Here is a 20,681-nt window from a genome sequence, read left to right on the forward strand (position 1 = left end):
GGTATAATGGAAGCAGTCACTGATTATCAATAGAGAGGAGACTAATTATGGCCTTACTAATCGTTACTATCCTCGGTTTTGCAGTTACATTTGGTGCAGCTGCGATGTTCATGATTCACTATATGAACGATTCTTTAGTGTCGCACGATTCCGAAGTAATTGATCCAAAACCAGATGTCACCTACTAATCATATTCCTATACTGGGTTCTTGAGAATACAAAAAGGGCTGCCATATGGCGCCCTTTTTCTCTATACACTTTTAAAAAACGGAGGATTTCAAATGACACTTCTATCAACTATTTTAGAGCATAATGACCAGTTCGTTTCTGAGCATCAATACGAAAAATTTTCCACAACAAAATTCCCTAACAAACGAGTTGTTATCTTAACTTGCATGGATACTCGTCTTACAGAACTTCTCCCAAGTGCCATGAACTTCAAAAATGGTGACGCTAAAATCGTTAAAAGTGCTGGCGCCCTTGTTGCACATCCATTCGGCAGTATCATGCGAAGTCTGCTCATCGCTGTTTATGAATTACAAGCGGATGAAGTATATATTGTCGGCCATTATGATTGCGGCATGAGCTCCATTAATACAGAGTCAATTATCGACAAAATGGTAGCTAGAGGGATTGATCGTGATCTATTTAAAACACTTGCGTATTCAGGTGTTGACCTTAAAGGCTGGCTGCACGGATTCAAAGATGTAACAGCTAGTGTTAAACAGAGTGTCGATGCAGTACGCAACCACCCGTTAATGGATACAACGGTTCCTGTACATGGATTGGTAATTGATCCGGAGACAGGTAAACTTGACGTGATTGAAGATGGCTATTCGAAAACAACTGTAAAAAACGACTAATTCCTTTTTATTTCCCGGGAAATAGACAATAAAAAACACATTCCCATTTCGCTTGCAGAAGCGTGTGGAAATGTGTTTTTTATTATTGGAACCATATCCGAAAGCGACTTTTTAAAAATCGCCATGCGGTCTTACCCTTTCAATAATCGTCCTCAAGCTGGGCATACATATAATGATCTTCCCAAACACCGTTAATATACAGCAGTTTGCGGTGCAGTCCTTCCCGGTCAAATTTCGTTTTTTCAAGGACACGAATCGATGCAACATTTCGCGGAGATACGTATGCTTCCACTCTATGCAGGCCAGCAGTTTCGAATCCGAATTTCGTCACCATTTCAAGTGCTTCCGTCCCCATTCCTTTACCAGCAGACTCATGGTCAATCGAGTATCCAACAAATCCGCTTGAAAAAGGCAGTCGCTTTATGCTGTAAAGTGAAATTTGTCCAACTAATTTGCTCGTTTCGCTGTCAAAAATTCCGAAATTATACTCTCTGCGATCTCTCATTTGATACAGTGACTCACGAATTTTTTCCCGTTGCATGGGCACCGTATAATAGCTGGCATCGTGGCGAGGTTCGAAAACTGTCCAGTATTCTTTGTTCCGCGAAACCAATTCTGTAAAAATCACAGCATCTTCTTCAGTTAATATGCGTAAATAGCATGTTGTTCCTTCGAGTAGTATCACGCTCAATTCCACCTTTGTACAGGTCGTTAGCCATTCCATTTTCTTATTTGCACATACATCTTTATGTAATCATTTTGCTTAGTATACCATGTTCTCCCCTGAAACAACTGTCCTATACATACAGATTCAGGAGAATTGTTGCGAAAACTTCATAATTACTTTTTCACAACTTCCTATTTACTAGTATACTGGTACGAGGAGGATATTTCATGAAAAAACTGATTTTAGCAATTGTTTTTCTTGTTTTAGCAACTGCACTGACGATTTCAAATTCCACTCTTCTTAACGGGATGACTACAATAGAGATAGCCCATAAACTTCCTATTCTTCTTATGCCTGCAGATTTCACTTTTCTAATCAGGCCGCTTATCATTCTATTTCTTGCATACTGGATTATTCAATTTGATTCCAGTGATTCAGTTTCAACAAAAAGGATTTTGCTCTTTATTACTGCATGTCTTGCAAATGCTGTGTGGTTTCCATTATGGAATTATGGCTATTTTGGCTGGGCGTTCCTGCTTACCGCTATTGGTCTGCTCTCCCTATATGTGCTCTACAGAACTTATCCCAGTAAGCAAAATGAGTGGGGGCAGCGAATTCCAATTTCCCTGCTATTTTCGTGGACCCTAATTGATTTTGTGATGAATGCGAACTACTTGCTTGTTTTGGATGAATGGAACCGTTTGGGCATTAGCTCAGTTTTATGGACGATTATTAACTTAACAATCCTAACAGCCATTGCACTGCACTTTAGTTACCATCATCGGGATCGAATTTTCACTGCAGTCTTCACTTGGGTATTTTTAGGAATCCTTGTGAATATTCGTTTCGAAGAACTTTTCGTCACCTTATCCACTCTTTTCTTAATAGTGATTATGATCATAGGATTGTACATGTTCGCTCCGTCAACACCTTATGACAAAACCGAAGAGACGTCGTTCTAGCAACTAATAGTTGCGGGAGCGACGTTATTTTTTTGAAAAGCTTTTTCATTGAAATTTAAACTTTTTGTGCATTTAGATGCGTTTTTGGCAATACTGCTTTTAATGGCTTTTACAGAAGGGAGAGAACCTATTTTGGACAACTCTAAATTACTATCCTCACTCAGTTATTTCAGTGTGTTTTTTGCACCTTTACTGCTTCCCTTTATCGTTTGGATAGTTGCTGACAATAAGGATGTCAAACATCACTCTAAACGTGCCCTTATCTCTCACCTCATTCCTACGATTTTACTGGTTGCGGCCAGCATCATTTCATTTTTTCAATTTTTTTCATTCCGGCAGACTTCAGCTGACTTTCTGAACTCCGGAAATATGATTTCAGCACCACATTCCATTGGTTTTTGGGGAGCAGCTCCCATTCTTTTTATGATGATGTACAGTTTTTTGTTTGTGATTGTCCTCATTTGGAATGTCGTGCAAGGTGTGAAAGTGTTTAAAACACAGTAAACCGTCTTCTCGGGTAGTTCCTTTCAAATGTGTTATAGTTAAAAGTGACAAAGAAAGTACAGAAAGAAGGATTTCACATGATTGCAAACACAGAAGAAGAAATTGCTGCCTTGCGCAAAATCGGAAGAATTGTAGCGGAAATTCGTGAAGAGATGAAAGCAGCAGCTGCCCCAGGTATGACGACGAAAGAGCTGGATGAACTCGGTGGAAAACTTTTCGCTGAAAAAGGTGCGGTTTCTGCACCAATCGATCAGTATGATTTCCCTGGCTATACGTGCATCAGTGTCAATCATGAAGTTGCCCACGGAATCCCAGGCAAGCGTGTTCTAAAAGACGGAGATCTTATTAATATCGATGTCTCGGGGTCTTGTGGAGGATACTTTGCAGATACAGGCATTTCTTTTGTTCTTGGAACAGCTGACGAAGCGAAGCAGAAGTTATGCGATACTGCAAAGAGTGCGTTTGACCGTGCGATGACAAAAGTGAAGGCGGGTTCACGACTTAACCAAATCGGGAAAGCCGTAGAACGCGAAGCGAAAGATAATGGATTAACAGTGATTAAGAACCTTACAGGTCACGGAATCGGAACGACACTTCATGAAGAGCCCCAGCATGTACTTAATTATTATGATGCATGGGAACCTACAATCATGAAAGAAGGTATGGTCATTGCTGTTGAGCCATTCATCTCTGAAAAGGCTGAGCACATTATTGAAGAAGGCGACGGCTGGACATTTATCACTCCTGATAAGTCCCTTGTTGCTCAAATCGAACATACGATTATCGTTACAAAAGACAAACCGATTATTTTGACTGAACTTTAAGCAAAAAGGTACGCTATGAGAAGCTCTCATAGCGTACCTTTTTTTACTTTTTCTTCTTTTTAGGTGATGAGGGTTTTGGACCGCTTACGGTTTTTGAATTTCCTTCGATCAGCTTACCGCTATGCCACACTTTTTGAACAGGCTTATATCCTTTGGCAAGTTTGCGGTAATCCCGCTCTTCTGGATAAGACAATAATGTCAGCACTTCCCCATCAGAACTCGCGCGTCCCGTTCTGCCAGACCGGTGCACATATTGCTCGACAGTGTGCGGAACGTTTACGTGGATAACATGAGTTAGTCCTTCGATATCTAATCCCCGGGCTGCTAAATCCGTCGCAATTAGAATCCGGATTTCCCCTTTCCGGAATTTGTCCAATGTATCTTGACGCTCAAATTTGTTCATATCTGAATAGAGAACTGCAACAGGAGCTCCTTCATACTGAAGCTTCATCTCTTTCATGCGCAGCTGATCTACATTGTTAATGAATGCTAATGCCCGGAGTCCCTGGATATGAGACAGCCCTCGTAATACATCTGTCTTATCGCGTGCTTCCGTTTTAACAAAAGAATGAACGACTTTTCCGGATGCAGGCATTTCCTCTGCAGTTACTTTTAAACGTACAGGTTCTTTCATAAATCGAACTGCAACGTCTTCAATGTCTTCTGTAATCGTTGCAGAAACAACTGCTACTTGACGTGAAGAATGAGCAGATTCAATCATGTTTTTCACAGCTACACGATTTTCGCGTGACAGAAGCTGGTCGCCTTCATCAAGAACAATATGACGGATCTCTCCCATTTTCAGTTTCTTGTTCTTGATCAACTCAGAGAGCCGTCCGGGTGTTCCGACAACAATCGTTGGTTTCTTTTTCAACTTTTCAATCTGGCGCTGCATATTTGCGCCGCCAATCAGCTGAGTAACCGTAATTTGGGTTCCAGCAGTCCATTCACGAATTACATTTACAATCTGCATGGATAATTCTTGAGATGGTGTCATGATGAGCACTTGTGTTTGCTGTTTCGTACCATCTGCCAGTTCCAGCAATGGCAGCACATAGGCAAGCGTTTTTCCTGAACCTGTTGGAGATTCAGCAACCACGTCATGCCCTGCCAGCATTTCGGGTATCATTTGTTCTTGTATCGGCATCGCATTTTCAAATTTCCATTTTTCTTTAATGTCTTGATTCATTCCTTCTAAAAAGGACATTTCCATCCCCACTTTCGCTCTCTTCCTACCAGTTTACCACAGTTTGTTATCAGCTTGCTTATTTCTTCTGCGCCGCTGTCAACTCGCTGCGTGCCTGCGTCTGTTGCTCAAAAGCATATGCGAAGCTCAGTAACGAAGGTTCAGAATAAGCTGGTCCTGCAAAGGTTAAGCCAAATGGTTCTCCTTCATCTGTCATGCCAGCCGGCACGGTGATCGAAGGAAAACCGGCAGCTGCTTCAAAACTGCAGCCATAATCTTGAGGAAACGCTAATATATCCACTCCGTTTTGCTCTAAAGCTTTTCCAAGTGCTACTTTTTTTGCCAAATGCTGATTACGCAATAAGGCTTCAATGTAAGGATGTTCTGATAAAGTTCCACTCCGATGATTTATTTTTTCAAGTAAGTTTTGTCCATATCGCAATGTCTCTTCGGAGTGATTGTTGTTAAACCTTATAATATCGTCAATCGATCGAATGGAATTGGCTTCTGCTGTTTTGCCTAAATAATGATTAAGTGCCGCTTTACACTCATGTAAGAGAACATTGTAGCCCAGATCATCTTCTGTTGTACCGAGATCAATATCCGACATGATTTTTGCGCCTAAGTCTTCTAAAACGTTAAGTGAATTCTTAAATAGCCGCATCTGTTCTTCAGGTACTTCGTTTCTAAATATAGAACTTGCGACTCCAATTCGAACCCCTTTTAGCGCGTCTTTTTTTAAGCAGCTAAGCCACTCCGTGGAACTGTAGTTTTGCGAAGTAATCGTTATTGGATCGTCTGGATCATGTCCAAGTAACGCTTGAAAGACAAGTGCGGCATCGGTTACTGTGCGTGTCATCGGACCTGCTGTATCTTGTGTCACGGATAAGGGGATGATTCCGCTTCGGCTAATTGCCCCAACCGTCGGCTTCAGACCGACAACTCCATTTTGCGCAGACGGATGAATGATGGAGCCGGTTGTTTCAGTGCCGATTGAAGCAGCCGCTAAATTAGTACTGACAGCAGCAGCCGATCCGGAACTGGATCCGCCCACTTCGAATTTCCCGAAAGGATTTAGCACTTGCCCCCCTCTAGAACTCCACCCATTTGGCATCTCATCTGACATGAAGTTCGCCCACTCGGTCATATTGGTTTTCCCAAGGATAACCGCTCCTGCTTTCCTGAGCTGTTTTACTAAGAAAGCATCATCGGACGCATAGTGCTTTTCCAGCGCCAAACTGCCAGCGCTTGTATGCATAGCGTCGCCTGTATCGATATTATCTTTTAGTAAAATCGGGATCCCATGCAACATAGAACGTTTCCCTGATTTCTTTCTTTCAAAGTCAAGTGCTTGCGCAATTTGTAAGGCATGTGGATTTATTTCTAAAACCGCATTGGTTAGTTGTCCTTTAATGGAGATGCGGTCCATATAAAACAATACTAATTCTTCTGAGGTAATCTCCCCTTCTTCCATAGCTTGCTGAATGGCAGGTATAGCGGCTTCGATCACCCATTTGAATCTAGTACGAATTGATTGACTATCTTCCATGTCCATTCCTCTCTTCACTTATATTGGTATAAACAAAACCGGCTAAGGGATTGTCTCCTCAACCGGTACTGATAATCATATATACTTATAGTATTCTTTCATTAATAGAAGTAATGGCAGTTCATAGAGCTGTTTTCCATCAATCTTGAAAATCCCCCGCCCCACTAGTCGCTGGATGACATCCTCACGCTTCATATCCATTTTGGTTTCTTCAATTTTCAACATGGTGCTTGTTCCTCCTTGAACCGGATCTATATTTCAGTATTCCTTTTATGTACTATTTATAAACCTGTTGAGGCGCACTCTCTCCTAGGCTATCTGTTGTATCCCAATGTGTTTTCCATGTAATATAGAAGGGAGAACAATTATGTACGACAATTCCATCGCATTTTAGGAGGATACCATGAACGCAAAAAAACTTCCGTTCTTGCCAATCATTATCGGTACGGACATGAACGCATACAATATGGCAATTTCTTTTCACGAAGCCTACCATATCCATCCAGTATTAATCGGAAAAGAGCCTTTATCATTTACGCAACTCAGCACAATTCCTCACAAAATCGAATTGAATAACGAGCTGTCTGATGAAAACAAATTTGCAGATATTCTTATTGAAATCAGTAAAAAATACAAAGAAGACGGCCGCGAGTTATTGCTTGTCGGTACGAATGATTTGTACGTGCGACTCATCATTGAACATGCAGAACGTTTAAGGGAATATTTCACATTTAACTATATCAATCGTGAACTTATGGATAATTTACAGATTAAGTCTCACTTTTATAAGCTGTGTAAAGAACACGGAATCGATACTCCCCTCACATTCTTTTACGATTGCGCAGCCGATGGTCCTTTCAGTGAGCATATGAATTATCCTGTGATTGTGAAGCCAAGTGATACAGTTGTCTACAACCAAAATAAGTTTGCTGGACAGCAAAAAGTGTACAAAGTGAATTCTCTTGGGGAATTGAATCAGGTTATTGAAACAGTGAAAAACAGCGGCTATAACGAAGAACTCATCATTCAGGATTTCATCCCCGGCGATGATACATATATGTGGGATTCTGTGATCTATGCAGATTCTGCTGGAAAAACTCAGCTCGTTACGTTTGCACAAGTTGTTTTACAGGAACATACAGTGACGGCAATCGGAAACTACACCGCTGTAATTACAAGATATAACGAAGAAATGATGTACAAGTTGAAAAACTTCTTAGAAGCCGTCGGGTATCAGGGCTTCGCAAACTTTGACTTGAAGTATGACCCGCGTGATAAAAAATTCAAAGTATTTGAAGTGAATATCCGACAAGGCCGTTCCAGTTATTATACGACTGCGCTTGGACATAATATGGCGAGCTATTTTGTAGATGATCTGATTTACCACAAGCAAAAGCCGCTTGTGTTACTAAATGAGCCGTTCCTGTTCACGGTAGTTCCAAAAATTGTTCTTAAGAAATTCGTAACGAACAAGGCGGTTAAACGGGATATTAAACGGTTGCTGAAGCAGAGAAAGTTTGTGAACCCATTGTTCTACAAAGGGGACAAGCATTTGAAGCGCAAGCTTTATTTGTTCTTGAGACAGGTCAATTATTATAAGAAGTATCGAAATAATAATTGGTGACAGCAAAAAAAGCGACAAGAGCTGAGAACTGCTCTTGTCGCTTTTTCGTATGTTTTATTCTCCAAGATCTACGTTGTGATAGACTTGCTGCACGTCTTCTAAATCTTCGATTGCATCGATCATTTTTTCGAACTGCTCAGCAGATGCTTCGTCCAGCTCGACATCGTTTTGGGCAAGCATTGTCAGTTCAGCGACTGTGAAATCAGTGATTCCTTCAGACTTAAATGCCTCTTGAACCTCGTGGAATGCAGTTGGGTCTGCGTATACTAATACGTGTCCGTCTTCTTCACTAATGTCATTGACATCTACATCGTGTTCCATCATAAGTTCGAGAACATCATCTGCAGACTTTCCTTCAATTCCGAAAACTGCAGTATGGTCAAACATGTAAGCGACAGATCCGCTTACGCCCATGTTACCCCCGTTTTTACCGAATGCTGCGCGTACTTCCGAAGCTGTTCTGTTCACGTTATTTGTTAACGCATCGACGATGACCATCGATCCGTTTGGTCCGAATCCTTCATAACGAAGCTCGTCATAGCTTTCTTCGCCGCCGCCTTTTGCCTTCTCAATAGCACGTTCAATGATTGTTTTTGGAACACTGTACGTTTTCGCACGTTCCAAGACGATTTTAAGAGCTTGGTTCGATTCCGGATCCGGCTCCCCTTGCTTTGCTGCTACATATATTTCGCGACCGAACTTTGCATAGATCCGGCTCGTGTTTGCATCTTTTGACGCTTTCTTTTCTTTAATATTGTTCCATTTACGGCCCATTTTGACCACTCGCTTTCTGTTTGGATGAATCAGAGGTTAATATCCTTTTCTTAGTATATCATGACTAAATTCATTGCGGAAAGTAAAAAACGTTGAATATGCGACACTTGCTAGTTTCAGATAAGTATGGCAAAATAATAAATGACTACAATACAACTTCATCACTGACAATATGTAGGGGTACCGGACACCGGTTGAGATGCAGGATACATGCAGACCCTTTGAACCTGATCTGGGTAACGCCAGCGGAGGGAACATATTCATTTCATAATGATTATGTGACGTGCGCTCCCGAAGATTGGGAGCGCACGTTTTTTGTTGCAGTGTGAAACTCCAGGAGGGGGATTTCATTGAAACGAATACTAACAGTCTTATTTGCCGCTTCGCTTATGACAGCATGCGGTGCAGAAAAAGAACCAGGCACGTCTGGCAACCCGGACAAAGAAACCGCACAAAAGGTCCATTTCGCACTCGATTGGACACCTAATACGAATCATACCGGTTTATATGTTGCGGAAGAAAAAGGATACTTTAAAGACGCGGGACTGGATGTGGACATCATGCTTCCGGGCGAAGCCGGTGCTGACCAGCTCGTTGCATCAGGAAAAGCGGACTTCGGTATCGGAGCACAAGAGGCTCTTACAGAAGCCCGTGCAGCTGGAATTCCCATCGTTTCGATTGCAGCAATCATCCAGCATAATACATCTGGATTTGCTTCGTTAAAAGAAGAAGGCATCGAATCGCCTAAAGACTTTGAAGGAAAAAATTATGGCGGCTGGGGTGCACCCGTCGAACAGGCTGTCGTTGAATCGCTGATGGAAAAAGATCATGGAGATAGCAGTAAAGTGAAATACATCAACATGGGTTCTTCCGATTTCTTCACAGCTATTCAGCGGGATATCGACCTGGCCTGGGTATACTACGGCTGGACAGGCATCGAAGCGGAACAGCGCGGGATGGAACTGAACATGCAATATTTAAAAGATTACTCCGAAAAACTGGATTACTATACACCTGTCATCACAACAAATGAAAAACTCATTGCAAAAGATCCTGAGAAGGTGAAAGCATTTGTTGCGGCTGCTGTAAAAGGGTATGAGTTTGCCATAGATCATCCTGAAGAAGCTGCGGATATCTTAATTAAAGCCGTTCCGGATTTAGATCCTGAGCTCGTCAAAAAAAGTCAGCAATGGCTCTCTCCCAAATATCAGGATGATGCACCTCGTTTTGGTGAACAGCAGCTGAAAACATGGGAAAATTACGCACAATGGATGGAAGAGAACGACTTGCTTGAAGGTGAATTCAACGCAAAAGATGCATTTACAAACGAGTTTTTACCCAACTAAGGAGGAACTAATCATGGCTAATGCCCTTGTCAGTATTCAAATAATCCCGAAAACACCGAATGGCGAAGACGTCATTCCATACGTGGATGCAGCAATTGAAGTTATCGAACAATCCGGTGTTCCCTACCGTGTTGCACCACTTGAAACGACTATGGAAGGTGAACTTGGAAACTTGCTTCACATTATTGAAAAGATGAACACGCGCATGACGGAATTAGGGGCGTCAAGTGTCATTTCTCAAGTGAAAATCTACAGCAACCCCAAAGGGGCATCTATGGATAAACTGACGGAGAAGTATAGATGAAATCGGCAGTGAACAAAGGATGGCGGCCACTCGTGGTCTTCATCCTTTTACTCGTTATTTGGGAAGGGGCTGCTCGAATTTTCGATGTCCCCGCTTGGCTCCTTCCCGTACCTACTCAAATTGCTGAAGAGGCTTTTACAGGCTATTCATTGTACGTCTCACATATTTTGTCCACAATCACTCTTTCAGCAACTGGCTATCTTGTCGGCATTACGGTAGGGATCGGGGTTGCGATTGTATTGTTCCGCATTCCATTTCTTCAGCAAGCATTTTATCCGCTTCTGATTTTATCGCAAAATATTCCCGTCATTGTACTCGCTCCGCTCCTCGTTATTTGGTTCGGGTTCGGGATGCTTCCTAAAGTGATTGTCATTGTTCTTGTCTGTTTTTTCCCTGTCACGATTGCGGCACTGGATGGATTCAGACAAACAGACCGGGATATGCTGTACTACTTGAAGATGATCGGTGCAAGCAACCGCCAGATTTTTTGGAAATTGCAGTGGCCGCACTCATTGCCTTCTCTGTTTTCCGGACTGAAAATCGCAGCGACATACAGTGTCATGGGGGCTGTCATTTCTGAATGGCTCGGTGCGAACAAAGGAATCGGTGTCTACATGACACTCGCTTCTTCGTCGTTCAAAACGGATCGCGTTTTCGTTGCTATTGTGCTGATTATGATTTTAAGCTTAACGTATTTCGGAATAATTTTAGCCATTGAAAAAAGCGTCTTGCGCTGGCGCAGTTCAGGAGGGAATGAATCGAATGGGTCAACTCGCTCTTAACAACCTATCGAAATCATACGGAGCTAATCATGTCCTTCAAGACATTTCACTGTCTGTGAAGGAAGGAGAATTCGTTTCCATAGTCGGACCTTCAGGCAGCGGAAAAAGCACGATCTTTCAGCTGATTGGCGGGCTGTATACACCTGACGCCGGGACGATTTCGCTGGATGGCAAAGTTCTGAATGATTCCCGCGGACACATTAGTTATATGCCGCAAAGTCCTGCGCTTTTTCCATGGCGGACTGTCCTTCAAAATGTTGAACTGAGTTCTGAAATTGCCGGTACTAAATTCGATCGCTCCAAAACAATGGAGCTTATTAAAAGTGCAGGATTGTCTGGATTTGAGGATGCCTATCCAAGTGAGCTTTCAGGCGGTATGAAGCAGCGTGTCTCGTTCATACGCAGTTTAAACGCACCGCAATCGATTATTTGCCTGGATGAACCCTTTTCTGCTTTAGATGAATTCACACGTCTGGAAATGCAGCAATGGCTTCTGTCTATTTGGGAAACGTACAAGAAATCGATCCTTTTCATTACACACGATATCGATGAAGCGCTCTTCCTTTCCGATCGAATTGTTGTACTGTCCGACAAGCCGGCAGTAGTAAAAGAAGAACTCATTGTTCCTTTTGGCCGTCCGCGGTCAGAAGAATTGCTGTTGAGTGATCCATTCCTTACGCTGAAACGTGAAATTTACAACTTATTGCGCGGATAGGCAAAGTTTCTGCAGACAGGTTTAACCACCCGTCCATTATGGGAAAAGAGGAATATAACTTCTATACTTAAGGAGCGGAAAATATGAAACTAACCAAAGTTGTTAAAACGGCTATTAAATGGGGGCCGATCATTTTACCCTTCGTCATGAAAATAGTGAATGATAAAAAACAAAGTGAATCGATTCCAAAACGAAGACGCTAAAAGAGGGCAGGCCATATAGCTGGCTGCCCTCTTTTTCATTATGAAACAGGTACAAGTTCTTTCCGGGCACCGCATACAATCTCATGCACTTCAGAGCCGTCCAATGTCTCTTTTGTGTACAACTCATTAACCAAGGTCTCAAACTGATTGGCGTGCCCGCGGATCAGTTCTTCTGTGCGCTCGACAGCCACTTTAAAGAGCTCTTGCATCTTAATGTCCTTTTCAGTCTTGCTAAACGTTAATGTAAACCCATCTTGAAGTAATCCAGTATCGACCATCCGCTCAATAATGTCTTTGGCCTGCTGAACATCACCGCTCACGCCAATGCTATGTTCACCAAGATAGATCCGTTCCGCAATACCGCCTCCAAGGATCATACTCACCTGGTCCAAAAGCTCACTCGCTGTTTGCAGATGGAGTTCTTTTTGAATAGGCGCAACATAGCCAAGTGCTTGACCTCTCGGAATTATTGTCGCTTTTCGCACGGAATGCGGTTTCGTAATTGCGGCAATTAATGCGTGCCCCGATTCGTGGATCGCAACGCGCCGTTTCGTCAGCGGATCATTCATGCTTCGGGATGTGTTGCCAAGAATGGTTCTGTCAATCGCAAAATCCATATCACTCATGTCGATTTCAGCGCGTCCTTCTCGGATTGCGCGTTTGCTTGCTGTGGTGAATAATGCACTGAGTTGTGCACCGGAAAAGCCTGTTGTACTTTCTGCCAGCATATCGAGGGAGGTCGCCACATTGGGAGCTAACGCTTTCCCTTTTGTATGGATGTCCATAATCTCACGGCGGCCTTGTGTATCTGGAAGAGGAACTTGGAATGAATAGTCGATTCGTCCAGGCCGTAAAAAGGCTTCATCCAACATGTCTTTACGGTTGGTTGCAGCAATGAATAAAACTCCTTCGTTATCTGCGCCCCCATCCAGTTGAACGAGAAGTTCAGTCAGCGTTTTTTCCGACTCTTCCCCGCCATGTGTTTTCCGTTTTCCAGCAAGTGCATCCACTTCGTCAATAAAAATGACGGCCATTTCCTGCTTGCGTGCATTTTGGAACATCGTACGAATTCGAGATGCCCCTACTCCGACAAAGAGTTCAGTGAAAGCTGCACCGCTTGATGAATAGAATGAAGCTCCGATTTCGTGAGCGATTGCTTGTGCCAGCAAGGTCTTCCCTGTTCCTGGAGGTCCCTCCAGCAAAATCCCTTTTGGCGCTTTCACACCAAGCGCTGCAGAACGTTTCGGATCTTTAATGATGTCCAAAGTTTGGTGAATCTCCTCTTTCATTTCTTGAGACAGCCCGCCAATATCATTCAGTGTAATATCAGGGAGCGGTGTTTCTTTTGAGGCGCTATGTTTCATAGACGCTGCCCCTACGCCAAGCTTTCCTTTTTGCTGTAAAAAGAAAAAGGTCAGAAGCGCTGCTAGTAATAATCCTGCAATTAGGTAGCCAGATGTACTTCCACCTGAATATGTGTACGAAACATTGTAGGTTTTCACGAGCTGTTCTGCCAGTTCGCTCTCAGGACGGACGTTTGTTACATATAGGTCGTTCCCTGTTTTCAAATAAAGTGCGCCAGACGCTGTTTCTTTCAGTGTCGCTCCATCTGTTGCTGCTAATTTCTGCTCTAAGGCTGCGTACGACAATGGCGCTGCGCGATGGGCATCACTTGTAATCCAAAACAAAAAAGATGCCGTTCCAATGACTAGGAGGGACAGGACGATAAATGCCTTTGAAGTAAATGTTTTGACAAACTTCAAATTTCCCAGCTCCTTAATTAAGATATCTCCATTATAGGGAGTCTCCCCTATAAAAGACAATAAGTTATCTCACAATTTAGTGTCCATCTAGTGAACTTATTTTTTCACTAAAAAAATGAGTAAGGAACCTTAATCATCCCCATACATAATCAACCGTTTTTAAACCATATTAAGAACGCAGTACTCATTGACAACCAAGGAGGTTTTACAGTGAAAGAGAACGTAAGGAAACAAGCAAACAGCAATATCAAGACATTATCACAAGCGGAAAAAAATGCCGACCAATCCATTAAGAATATGAAAGAAGAAATCTCTCTCGAATTGTCTGAAATGGGTAATCTCACCCCAAAACAAGAGCCCATGACTCCGAACCATCGCGATAACACTGAAAGGGAAAAACATTATTGAGATGAAGAAAAAAAGGAAGCCAGCGTCTGTATTTTTACAAACGCTGGCTTTTTTTATGAGTCATCAGCAAGTCCAAAGTTCACCACTTCCAATCAGGAAGTAAAATGAGTTTGACGAGTTCCCTCATATGCGGATCATCGTCTACAATTAACACGTTGGCCATCGCCTCATCCCTCCTCTGCAATCATCCGCTGCTGAACAAATCAATTTCCATCGGCTCCCTTGGTTTTATCATAATACACGTTTGTAAACTCAGTATAAACTTATTAAAACTTATCTTCCCTGTTCTCTTCTCCGTTTTCCGTGCACAAACATTTCCATTGCATTTCATCTAACGCAGCAGTAAGATAAGTACATAAGCTGCATTGTTCGTATTCCCATAAAGTTTTAACCTTTAAGCTGTAAAAGGGAGTTTTATATAGGCTGGGAATGACACGCCGATCATTTATGGTCGGACAGACAGGAACAGTTCTGCGAACACCCACTTTGAGGAGTGGTGGTTTAAAACTTTCTATGAACCGTAATACGGCAAAGGCGGCCATAATTAAAACGCACCCTCCCATGTGGAAGGTGCGTTTTTTTATTGTACTTTATTTTTTGAACCGTTTTTCTGAATCAATGAGATCTGCCCTGCATGCATTCCTGTATGATACATAAGACGTCCAAGCTCTAATAAGTTCCTTGAAGCGAGTACGAGGAGGATTATGTCGGGTACATATGAATCTGAGTAATCAAAAATAAAATATTGTTAGTTGAACGCAAAAAACCTGCTATTTTATCGAACAATAGCAGGCGGATTTTCAATTCAGTTTAATTTTCCCGATCGCATATGGATCAGGTTAATAATTGTTGTGTGAAGAAACGTCAGCCTCTTTTAACAACCCGCACGCAAGTAACCCTTTCAAAATACCATCATTTGAACAGGTGTCAGTTACAAGGTCCGCTTTTTCCTTCAGTTCTGGAATTGCATTCCCCATGGCGATTCCTGTGCCGACAAATTCAAGCATTTCAAAATCATTCGGGCCATCACCAAATGCATAACTATTCTCAACAGAAATATCGAGATGCTCCATCAATTTACGAATTCCGACTGCCTTGGATGCACCCTTTGGCAGCATGTCCACCGCGTTTTCATCCCAATGAATAAAGACATAATCCTTTTCATAACGGTCTTTATAAGACTGCATATCTTCCATATTGCCGTATAGCTGAATCTGATGAACCGGAGAATGAGCGAAAATTTCTGCATCCACTTCCGGATATTTCAATTTCAATCGGCCAAGACTCCCGCCCACTAAGGGATGATTCGCCTCATTGGCAGCAAACATTTCAGAATTGGAATACGTAATGCCATGCCCATTTTCTTTTGCCAGCGCACTTAACTCCGTCAGGATTTCTGTGTCCATGGGATTAGAGAATAATTCTTCGTTTTTATAGACAACATGCTGACCATTCATCGAAACATACGAATCGAATTCTAAGTCTGTCAACAGTTCTTTGAACATTCTTGGAGCGCGTCCTGTACAAATGACCGTGATAATTCCTTTTTCACGGAGTGCATGCAATGCTTCTTTGGTCGATGGCAAGATCGTTTTGTCATGACTCATCAACGTTCCATCCAAGTCGAAAAACACGATTTTTTGATTGTTCATTTCCATTCCTCCTAGCTGCGCATCAGGTCAGGTACTTTTCCTGGCTCATATAATTTTGCTTCAATCTACTTTTTTAACTACATATTTATCTTTTAAAGCTTGCTGTAATGAGCTATGTGTTTCAATTGTTGAGAAATCCAATCCTAACTGAATCGATGTCTGTGCAATTTCCGGCCGAATCCCAGTAATCGTTGACTTCACACCAAGCAAATCGAGCACTTGAATGACTTCATAAATTTGGTTTGCGACCATTGTGTCGATAATCGATACTCCTGATAAATCGATAAATAATTTTATTATATCTGTTTTGATACACTTGGCAGGCACCACTTCCAAAATAGCCTTTGCGCGTTCGGTATCAATGTCTCCAACCAGCGGTAAAATCCCGATATTTTCATTGATTTTAATAATAGGGGAACTCAGCTCATCGATTAGACTTTGCTGAGCGCTTAAACGCGTCGTCATGAGTGTGAAATACATGGCAGAGAAGGCTGTAAGCAATTCGTCGAAAGCTAAATGGACCGTTTCTCCCCACTGCAGGACTACTGTAACAGGAACTGCTTCCGTTTGCTGTCCAACGAATCGTTCAATTTGTCTCCAGAATACTTTGCGGACACGGCTGATGGCATCGACCACTTCTGATATCGGCGTATTCGATGCAATTCGGCTTTTCGCAATCACTTCTGCCCATTCTTTTTTTTGCTCGTCAAAGTTCCCTGAAGGTCCTAACAAACTGCTGGCAATCGTCAGGTTCGTTAAATTATTCTGCTCTCTTAACCTTTGCTCAGTAGCTGCGCTCGCATCACTTGAGTAAATCGACTCCTGACCTGAATCACGAAGTGCAAGCCATTCGTTAGTGATTGTAGTGATATTGTCCATTAAATAGATGTTTAATTCTTTATTCCAATCCATCATCACTTTGTATGCTCCTATCTCTTACTAATATGTACATGCTAACCCTCTACTCATCTTACATCAGAATCACATTTTTTGCAGAAAAAACCGGAGAGTCTCCTCTCCGGATAAGTACTTAGTTTAAGATTTTCACACGAACTTTCTTTACCCCCCAGGACAAGGCAGAATCTAATCCTGGTATGAACACATCAATTTTATGTCCTTTAATCGCACCGCCTGTATCCCCCGCAATTGCTTCACCATATCCTTCCACCCAAACGCGAGATCCGAGCGGGATGACAGAAGGGTCGACCGCAATTACTTTTTGGTTTGGATTCGCCCGCAAATTAATACCGATTTTCGTAGTACCCGAGCAGCCATTACAATATGCGGTATATGCCGTGGCAGTCATGGTAAGTTCTCGTCCCGTCTGCGTTGAAGCAGGAACAGTGGCAGGGGCGGAAGCAGTTTTGGATGAAACCGCTGTCTTAGCCGTCGTCGGGGTTGAAGTTTTCGCTTGCTGCTTGGTTACAGGTGCAGGTGCAGCTGCAATCACCTGTTTCATCTTTTTCATGTTTGTCGTGGAGCCCGGTGCTTCTAAAGAAACATTTAGCACTTCTCCCGGATGTATAAGTTCTCCTGCGAGCGCATTCCACTCAATTAATGATTGCAATGGGACGGAGTGCGCTAACGCTATTCTGTATAAGTTATCTCCAGGTTGTACCGTGTACGTAAGGGATGGTTTCTCTTCTAATAGCGGGTTATCGGCAATCAGTTCTGTGCCAACTGCAGGTTGAAACGGATAGACATCCCTTCCTTCCGCCGTTTCTGATTCATCTGTTGAAACAGATTCGCTCGACTCGGCAACAACGGGTGCTGCCGCCAATACAAATGCCAACAGGAAAACAATGGCTTGTACAATCTTTTTCAAATGAATTCCTCCTTCAATGATTAAAAATGCGCGTCACATATATGATTCGACTGACGCTGTTTGTAAGTATTACCACTCATATACTTTTTAATCATTCATTTGATAATTGAAGAGTTTCTAACGATACACATGAAAAAGTAGCAGACTCCCATTACTTGGGAAGCTGCTACTTTTTTAGTGAATGTTTGCTACCATTTCATATCTCGAAGTTTATCGATCAATACTTGCTGAGAATCCTCCGTAATTGGCCACATTTCGATTTCTGCAATCAGTTCTTGCCTGGAACCGAAGCCTTTTACAAACCCATTAAGCCGCGCTGCAAACGTGGAATTCACCAGCATTTCTAAGTTAGGAAAGAATGCTTGAATTTGCTCCAATGCCTGTGGATACCTCTTGAGATAGTATTTTTGATGGCGTGTTTCTGCCGGAGTAAACGATTCAAACGGAGCGATTTCCGTTTCGATGGCTTCTCCCAAAGTTGCTTCCATTTCCTTTTTGACACGTAAGATGTCTTGAAGCTGTTTTTCGTTCCGATAGCGGAGAATGGACAAATATTGCCGCCCTTTATATGCATCCCGATTCGGATAATGATGATTCCAGAATACATTCAGCAGCGTTTCATAAGAAATCAGGGTAGGATCAAAGTCTATTTCTATCGTTTCTGAATGATCTCCAAGTTTCCGATATGTCGGACTTTCAGTAGTGCCGCCCGCATATCCAACACGGGTTCTAAGTACACCGGGTATGCCGCCGAACCTGGCTTCAGGTCCCCAAAAGCACCCCATTCCAAACAATGCTGTTTCAAATGGCACTTCATGTAATCCTTGCTCTATTACTAAAATTGTAACTGGCTGCATGATATCACCTCGTCTATTTAACTGTACCCAATTTGATTCGGGGGGTAATCTTTTTGTGTGGATGGTTGGGGGGAATCGGCCAGATCAGGGACGGTATCGGCCAGTTGAGCTTATGTATCGGCCACTTGGAGCGTGGAATCGGCCAGGTGAAGCCTACAATCGGCCACGAGACACAATTCAGCCGCGGTAAGGGATTAATTGGAAGCACGTTGCCCCTCTAATCACACTTCTTCACACAAAAAAACTGCAAGCACACCAATCTCTATTGGCACACTTGCGGATTTTATCATTAGAACATTTTCGTCGTCCAGGTTTCGCCGTTCCACATTTTATTCACGACGCCTTCGTAAAAATCAGGCTCGTGGGAAATGAGCAGAACGCTTCCCTTGAATTCGGTCAGTGCACGCTTCAGTTCAGCTTTTGCATCGACATCCAAGTGATTCGTCGGCTCATCCAGCACAAGTAAATTAGTTTCCTGATTGACGAGCTTACACAAACGAACTTTTGCCCGCTCTCCCCCGCTCAATACTTTTACTTTACTCTCAATATGCTTCGTAGTCAGACCTACACGCGCAAGAGCTGCGCGCACTTCATACTGTGTAAAGTGAGGGAATTCACTCCAGATTTCTTCCAAGCACGTTTTGTCGCTGTCTGATTTCATCTCTTGTTCAAAATAACCGATAGCCAAATGTTCGCCACGCTCAACGGATCCAGACAATGCTGGAATCTCTCCAAGTAAACTCTTCAGCAGCGTCGTTTTACCGATACCGTTCGCCCCAGACAACGCGATTTTCTGACCGCGCTCCATTTCAAGATCAAGTGGACTTGATAACGGTTCATCATAACCGATTACAAGCTGGTTTGTTTGAAACAGATACTTACTCGGAGTCCGTGCCATCTTGAAATCAAAACGAGGCTTCGGCTTTTCAGAATCCAGTTCAATCATGTCCATCTTATCCAACTTTTTCTGACGTGATTGCGCCATTTTACTCGTCGCAGCATTCGCTTTGTTCCGAGCTACGAAATCTTTCAACCCCGCGATTTCCTTTTGCTGTTTCTTGTAGGCTGCTTCCACTTGCTGCTTTTTCATTTCATGGACACGTAAAAACTCATCGTAATCCCCTGGATACCGTGTGATTTCCTGATTCTCCATGTGATAAATCAAGTTTACGACACTGTTCAAAAACGGGATATCGTGGGAAATCAGTACAAATGCGCTTGGATAGTTTTGCAAATATGTGCGCAGCCATTCAATATGCTCCACATCTAAATAGTTCGTCGGCTCATCCAATAGCAAAATATCCGGCTTCTCTAACAGCAATTTGCCAAGTAATACTTTTGTCCGCTGACCGCCGCTTAAATCATTCACATCGCGGTCCAGACCGAATTCATCCAACCCAAGACCATTTGCGACTTCTTCTACTTTTGCATCCAAAATATAAAAATCCTGCTGCTCCAGATCATCCTGGATCTGACCCGTCTCTTCCAAAATCGCTTCCAGTTCATCCGGATCTACTTCAGCCATCTTCGCAAACAGCCCGTTCATTTCACTTTCCATATCGTACAAATATTGAAACGCTGTGCGCAATACATCGCGGATCGTACTTCCTTGTTTCAACGCAGCATGCTGATCTAAATAACCAACACGAACACGTTTCGCCCAAGATACTGTTCCCGCGTCTGGTTCAAGTTTGCGCGTGATTATATTCATAAACGTCGATTTTCCTTCTCCATTTGCACCGACAAGCCCAATATGCTCGCCAGCTAACAGCCGGAACGACACGTCTTCAAAAATTGCACGGTCTCCAAAACCATGACTCAAATTTGATACAGTTAATAAACTCATGTTGTACACCTATTCTTTCTTCCCAGA

General features: G+C 42.8%; 24 protein-coding genes, 1 other RNA gene and 1 riboswitch. Of the genes, 14 read left to right on the plus strand and 11 right to left on the minus strand.

Going from position 1 to position 20,681, the window contains the following annotated elements; translation table 11 throughout:
- The first annotated feature begins 47 nt into the window (after positions 1–47).
- A complete protein-coding gene (locus tag PGH26_RS11850; RefSeq protein ID WP_191689938.1) occupies positions 48–188 on the plus strand; it encodes a hypothetical protein in 141 nt (46 codons plus the stop codon).
- Positions 189–281: 93 nt separating this feature from the next.
- A complete protein-coding gene (locus tag PGH26_RS11855) occupies positions 282–863 on the plus strand; it encodes a beta-class carbonic anhydrase (RefSeq protein ID WP_323691267.1) in 582 nt (193 codons plus the stop codon).
- A gap of 139 nt (positions 864–1,002) precedes the next feature.
- Here PGH26_RS11855 and PGH26_RS11860 read toward each other — a convergent pair whose 3' ends face one another.
- A complete protein-coding gene (locus tag PGH26_RS11860) occupies positions 1,003–1,548 on the minus strand; it encodes a GNAT family N-acetyltransferase (protein WP_323691268.1) in 546 nt (181 codons plus the stop codon).
- Positions 1,549–1,757: 209 nt separating this feature from the next.
- On the opposite strand from PGH26_RS11860, the gene PGH26_RS11865 reads away from it, so the two are divergent.
- From PGH26_RS11865 to map, 3 genes are all read left to right on the plus strand, one after another.
- Positions 1,758–2,492, plus strand: a complete 735-nt coding sequence (locus PGH26_RS11865; RefSeq protein WP_323691269.1) for a hypothetical protein — start codon at positions 1,758–1,760, stop codon at positions 2,490–2,492.
- Between the two features lie 132 nt (positions 2,493–2,624).
- Positions 2,625–2,996, plus strand: a complete 372-nt coding sequence (locus tag PGH26_RS11870) for a magnetosome magnetite crystal formation protein family (RefSeq protein WP_323691270.1) — start codon at positions 2,625–2,627, stop codon at positions 2,994–2,996.
- A 77-nt stretch (positions 2,997–3,073) separates the two neighbouring features.
- Positions 3,074–3,820, plus strand: coding sequence for a type I methionyl aminopeptidase (gene map, locus PGH26_RS11875; RefSeq protein WP_323691271.1), 747 nt, complete (start codon positions 3,074–3,076; stop codon positions 3,818–3,820).
- A gap of 43 nt (positions 3,821–3,863) precedes the next feature.
- Here the strand turns inward: map and PGH26_RS11880 are convergent, their stop codons facing one another.
- The 3 genes from PGH26_RS11880 to fbpA all read right to left on the minus strand — a co-directional run bounded on the left by PGH26_RS11880 (position 3,864) and on the right by fbpA (position 6,780).
- Complete coding sequence (locus PGH26_RS11880) at positions 3,864–5,027, minus strand: DEAD/DEAH box helicase (RefSeq protein ID WP_323691272.1); 1,164 nt, start codon at positions 5,025–5,027, stop codon at positions 3,864–3,866.
- Between the two features lie 58 nt (positions 5,028–5,085).
- Entirely contained in the window at positions 5,086–6,555 is a 1,470-nt protein-coding gene (locus tag PGH26_RS11885) for an amidase family protein (RefSeq protein ID WP_323691273.1), read from the minus strand.
- A 75-nt stretch (positions 6,556–6,630) separates the two neighbouring features.
- Positions 6,631–6,780 carry a Fur-regulated basic protein FbpA gene (gene fbpA, locus PGH26_RS11890; RefSeq protein ID WP_323691274.1) on the minus strand — a complete coding sequence of 50 codons (150 nt, stop codon included), beginning with the start codon at positions 6,778–6,780 and terminating at the stop codon, positions 6,631–6,633.
- 178 nt (positions 6,781–6,958) lie between these two features.
- Here fbpA and PGH26_RS11895 point away from each other — a divergent pair, with 178 nt between their 5' ends.
- A complete protein-coding gene (locus tag PGH26_RS11895) occupies positions 6,959–8,179 on the plus strand; it encodes a carboxylate--amine ligase (protein WP_323691275.1) in 1,221 nt (406 codons plus the stop codon).
- A 54-nt stretch (positions 8,180–8,233) separates the two neighbouring features.
- On the opposite strand, the gene PGH26_RS11900 is transcribed toward PGH26_RS11895, so the two are convergent.
- On the minus strand, positions 8,234–8,953 hold the full coding sequence (locus PGH26_RS11900; RefSeq protein ID WP_323691276.1) for a YebC/PmpR family DNA-binding transcriptional regulator: 720 nt from the start codon (positions 8,951–8,953) through the stop codon (positions 8,234–8,236).
- A 166-nt stretch (positions 8,954–9,119) separates the two neighbouring features.
- A riboswitch (TPP riboswitch) is annotated at positions 9,120–9,224 on the plus strand.
- 79 nt (positions 9,225–9,303) lie between these two features.
- Between PGH26_RS11900 and PGH26_RS11905 the strand changes: the two genes are divergently transcribed.
- The 5 genes from PGH26_RS11905 (at position 9,304) to PGH26_RS16205 (ending at position 12,303) form a co-directional block, all read left to right on the plus strand.
- Positions 9,304–10,299, plus strand: coding sequence for an ABC transporter substrate-binding protein (locus tag PGH26_RS11905; RefSeq protein ID WP_323691277.1), 996 nt, complete (start codon positions 9,304–9,306; stop codon positions 10,297–10,299).
- 13 nt (positions 10,300–10,312) lie between these two features.
- Positions 10,313–10,603 carry a thiamine-binding protein gene (locus PGH26_RS11910; RefSeq protein WP_323691278.1) on the plus strand — a complete coding sequence of 97 codons (291 nt, stop codon included), beginning with the start codon at positions 10,313–10,315 and terminating at the stop codon, positions 10,601–10,603.
- The gene (locus PGH26_RS11915) at positions 10,600–11,385 is read left to right on the plus strand and encodes an ABC transporter permease (RefSeq protein WP_323691279.1); all 786 of its coding nucleotides are present in this window, start codon (positions 10,600–10,602) and stop codon (positions 11,383–11,385) included. The genes PGH26_RS11910 and PGH26_RS11915 overlap by 4 nt, the downstream gene beginning before the upstream one ends.
- Entirely contained in the window at positions 11,366–12,100 is a 735-nt protein-coding gene (locus PGH26_RS11920) for an ABC transporter ATP-binding protein (RefSeq protein WP_323693521.1), read from the plus strand. The genes PGH26_RS11915 and PGH26_RS11920 overlap by 20 nt, the downstream gene beginning before the upstream one ends.
- 83 nt (positions 12,101–12,183) lie before the next feature.
- Positions 12,184–12,303 (plus strand): hypothetical protein, encoded by a 120-nt coding sequence (locus PGH26_RS16205; RefSeq protein ID WP_323691280.1) that lies wholly within the window; start codon positions 12,184–12,186, stop codon positions 12,301–12,303.
- A gap of 38 nt (positions 12,304–12,341) precedes the next feature.
- On the opposite strand, the gene PGH26_RS11930 is transcribed toward PGH26_RS16205, so the two are convergent.
- Complete coding sequence (locus tag PGH26_RS11930) at positions 12,342–14,066, minus strand: AAA family ATPase (RefSeq protein WP_323691281.1); 1,725 nt, start codon at positions 14,064–14,066, stop codon at positions 12,342–12,344.
- 210 nt (positions 14,067–14,276) lie between these two features.
- Here PGH26_RS11930 and PGH26_RS11935 point away from each other — a divergent pair, with 210 nt between their 5' ends.
- Complete coding sequence (locus tag PGH26_RS11935) at positions 14,277–14,474, plus strand: hypothetical protein (protein ID WP_323691282.1); 198 nt, start codon at positions 14,277–14,279, stop codon at positions 14,472–14,474.
- A gap of 354 nt (positions 14,475–14,828) precedes the next feature.
- Positions 14,829–15,019, plus strand: a non-coding RNA gene (ssrS, locus tag PGH26_RS11940) — 6S RNA.
- A 294-nt stretch (positions 15,020–15,313) separates the two neighbouring features.
- Here ssrS and PGH26_RS11945 read toward each other — a convergent pair.
- From PGH26_RS11945 to msrA, 4 genes are all read right to left on the minus strand, one after another.
- Entirely contained in the window at positions 15,314–16,126 is an 813-nt protein-coding gene (locus PGH26_RS11945; protein ID WP_323691283.1) for a Cof-type HAD-IIB family hydrolase, read from the minus strand.
- 60 nt (positions 16,127–16,186) lie between these two features.
- On the minus strand, positions 16,187–17,041 hold the full coding sequence (locus PGH26_RS11950; RefSeq protein ID WP_323691284.1) for an STAS domain-containing protein: 855 nt from the start codon (positions 17,039–17,041) through the stop codon (positions 16,187–16,189).
- Between the two features lie 115 nt (positions 17,042–17,156).
- Positions 17,157–17,951 (minus strand): 3D domain-containing protein, encoded by a 795-nt coding sequence (locus PGH26_RS11955; protein WP_323691285.1) that lies wholly within the window; start codon positions 17,949–17,951, stop codon positions 17,157–17,159.
- Between the two features lie 188 nt (positions 17,952–18,139).
- Positions 18,140–18,808: a peptide-methionine (S)-S-oxide reductase MsrA gene (gene msrA, locus PGH26_RS11960; RefSeq protein WP_323691286.1), complete on the minus strand. Its 669-nt coding sequence runs from the start codon at positions 18,806–18,808 to the stop codon at positions 18,140–18,142.
- Between the two features lie 53 nt (positions 18,809–18,861).
- Between msrA and PGH26_RS11965 the strand changes: the two genes are divergently transcribed.
- Entirely contained in the window at positions 18,862–19,029 is a 168-nt protein-coding gene (locus PGH26_RS11965) for a hypothetical protein (protein WP_323691287.1), read from the plus strand.
- A 68-nt stretch (positions 19,030–19,097) separates the two neighbouring features.
- Here PGH26_RS11965 and PGH26_RS11970 read toward each other — a convergent pair whose 3' ends face one another.
- Positions 19,098–20,654, minus strand: a complete 1,557-nt coding sequence (locus tag PGH26_RS11970; protein ID WP_323691288.1) for an ABC-F family ATP-binding cassette domain-containing protein — start codon at positions 20,652–20,654, stop codon at positions 19,098–19,100.
- Between the last annotated feature and the right edge of the window lie 27 nt (positions 20,655–20,681).

The organism is Sporosarcina jeotgali (genome assembly GCF_033304595.1).
Classification (GTDB): domain Bacteria; phylum Bacillota; class Bacilli; order Bacillales_A; family Planococcaceae; genus Sporosarcina; species Sporosarcina jeotgali.